We start from the raw sequence: 1,782 nt of genomic DNA on the forward strand, positions 1-1,782 counted from the left end.
GGCGACTCCCTCTTGAAAAGGTGATGATGACAAGGCTTGTCGCATTATTCTATTGACCCAAAAAGAATTTATATGACTAGTAAAGAGAATCGTCTACCTGAAAGTACATACTTTTGTAGATACTGTAAGTAAAGGATAACGCTGCGCTACCAGTTACAGAAACTGTTAATTTAATATGGCATGCACTATGGATCTCCAAGTACCTTATGATGACGAACCCTCCCACATCTCTTAGCGTCATGCGCTGACATTCCTTCGTTCGGTCTATCATAAGTTGGAGGCCGGCGAGATGCTCCCGATGAGGCTCGAGGCCTAATGTACGCCGCTGGTGCCAGCTTCTCCGTGTCATGAATAGAAGTTTCAGAATGCCAACCTCATGCTACTAATTGTAAACAGTGAAGGTCCGCAAGCATTTGCTCACCATCAAATTTCCGCTTTTTTGTACACATGGCATGAAGAACCTTTAGTAATTTGCTACATAACACGACCATCGACTCCTTCTTACGAAGGGGATTTTGAGGTCGTTGCGTATAATACTGATGAAGCTTCATAAAGGCAGGGTTGTTTCTAAGGATTGGATGCATTGCTCTGAATAAAATAGCCCGTAATCGTCTTCGTCCTCGTTTTGATATCTTCTTCATTCCCTTATGTTTACCAGAGGAATTCTCATGTAACGTAAGTCCCGCTAATTTAATTAATTGGCGTGGACTTTCAAAGTCAGTAAAACTTCCAATCTCCGCTAAGAGACCGGAAATAGTTCTACGGGAAATTCCCGGAAATGAAGCGAGATATTCATAATCAGCCGTTTGGACAATTAAGGATTGTATTTCCTCTTCAATCATCGTAAGTTCTTCCTCGAGTAGACGGTATTGGCGAATGAGACATTGTATCTCCCGTTTAGCTCCCCAAGGAGCCACGGTGATGCCAATGGATGTCTGAGCTACCTCAATGACTTTAGCTGCTATTTTGGGTCGCCTTTGCTTCATCTGACTCGCTTTCGCGCATTGATCCGCTAAATCAGCTGTTGTCATATTGACCAGCTCTGCAGGCAACGGGGTTGTCTCCAACACACCTAGAACCATGGCTCCAAAATCTGAGAATACCTCGAATAGCTCAGGGAAGTATTTATCTACCCATCGATGAATTCTGTTTTTCAGAATGGTGCGGTCGTCTATTAAAGTTTGCTCAAGCGTGAAACAGGAACGAATATTTGCTGCTTGATCCCGAAGAAGCTTCGGATATGAGAAACGACCATCTTTCATTAGCCGTGCGATCGTCAGAGCGTCTTTCTTATCGTTTTTGGTTTGCAGATTATCATCTAATTCCTTAACTTTCTTCACATGCATCGGATTGATAACGACCAGTGGTATACCGTAGTCCTCTAGGAAATATGCTAAATTCAACCAGTAATGTCCTGTAGGCTCCACGCCCACTATCACATGCGATTTATCGAATTCTTTCATACCCTCTAGTATTTCTTGATAGAACTGTTCAAACCCTTTACGCGTCTGTTTAACGAGAAATGCTTTTTTCAAAACACGTCCACGTTCATCGACAAAGGTTGCGTAATGATTATGTTTAGCAATGTCGATACCTATCACTAATGTTTGTTCTGTGACTTGATTAATTTTAGTATTTTCTTTAGAATTCATGTGAGTCCTCCTTGGTTATAATTAGGGGTCAAGCCGTCGACGCCTTGACACCCCGAATCATACCAAGGGGACTTTTCTATTTCAATAGGGTTCCACTAACCAAACAGGAATGCTCCCGATGGATCAGCCT

Annotated in this window: 1 protein-coding gene; it reads right to left on the bottom strand. The window is 42.5% G+C overall.

The window, feature by feature from the left end; all coding sequences use genetic code 11:
• Positions 1 to 374: 374 nt before the first annotated feature.
• Positions 375 to 1,652 (bottom strand): IS110 family RNA-guided transposase, encoded by a 1,278-nt coding sequence (locus CSV68_RS16390; RefSeq protein ID WP_099662661.1) that lies wholly within the window; start codon positions 1,650 to 1,652, stop codon positions 375 to 377.
• Positions 1,653 to 1,782: the final 130 nt, after the last annotated feature.

The sequence above is a fragment of the Sporosarcina sp. P29 genome, assembly GCF_002743265.1.
GTDB lineage: Bacteria > Bacillota > Bacilli > Bacillales_A > Planococcaceae > Sporosarcina.